General features: G+C 74.0%; 2 protein-coding genes. Both read left to right on the plus strand.

The window, feature by feature from the left end; translation table 11 throughout:
- Positions 1-624: histidine kinase (locus tag TN53_RS46230; RefSeq protein ID WP_234441825.1), on the plus strand; the 624-nt coding region annotated here is incomplete at its 5' end.
- Entirely contained in the window at positions 602-925 is a 324-nt protein-coding gene (locus TN53_RS48800; RefSeq protein ID WP_234441826.1) for a sensor histidine kinase, read from the plus strand. The genes TN53_RS46230 and TN53_RS48800, both read left to right, overlap by 23 nt.
- Positions 926-962: the final 37 nt, after the last annotated feature.

Here is a 962-nt window from a genome sequence, read left to right on the forward strand (position 1 = left end):
GTCGCCTCCGTCGCTGTGACGGCGGCGGTGCTGGCCGGCCAGGAGGCGGCGTACGGCGCCGGCGAACTGGCGATCCTGCTGTGCCTGCTCGTGATCGCGCTGCGCGGTTGCACCGCGCGGTGGGCGGCGGTATGCGGTGTGCTGGCCGGTGCGGCCGTCTTCGCGCTGCCGTACCGGGAGGCCGGCGGGGAATCCGACATCTCATCGGTCAACCCGTTCGCACAGCTGGTGCTGGCCGGCCTGGCCGCCGGACTCGGCGGGGACCTCCGTACGCTGGACCACCGCCGCAGCGCCGCGATCACCGAGACGCGGCGGGCCGAACGCCTCGCCATGGCCGCCGACCTGCACGACTTCGTGGCCCACCACGTCACCGGGATCCTGGTGCAGGCGCAGGTGGGCCAGTTGTTCGCCACGACGGAACCAGAGCGGGTGGGCGGGATCCTGAAGGACGTCGAACGCGCCGCCACCGAGGCGCGGGCCTCCATGCGCCGCACCGTCGGCATTGTGCGCGAGGAGTGGAGATCTGGCCGCGCTGCCCGACCTGGTGGAGGGCTTCGGCGGGCCCGTCGGCCCGAAGGCCGACCGGTGCCGCGACCCTTCGGTGCCCGACGGGCTGCCCCATGAGGTGCACGCCGCTGCTTACCGGGTCGTCCAGGAGGCCCTCACCAACGTGCGACGGCACGCCTGCGACGCCACCGAGCTGACGGTCGGACTGGTCTACGACGGACGGGCGCTGAAGGTGACGGTGCGCGACGAAGGCCGCGGCGGCTCCCGGTTGCCCCAGGCCGCGCTGGGCGGCGGCTTCGGCCTGGTCGGCCTCACCGAACGGGTCACCGCGCTCGGCGGCGAACTGCGCACGGGACCCCGCTCCGGTGGCCGGGGTTGGGAGGTCAGGGCCATTCTGCCGACGAAGACGGCGTCGTGACGGCCTGGGAACCCTCGGTCGCACACCGCCTGGGAGG

Source organism: Streptomyces sp. WM6386, assembly GCF_000972385.1.
Lineage (GTDB): Bacteria > Actinomycetota > Actinomycetes > Streptomycetales > Streptomycetaceae > Streptomyces.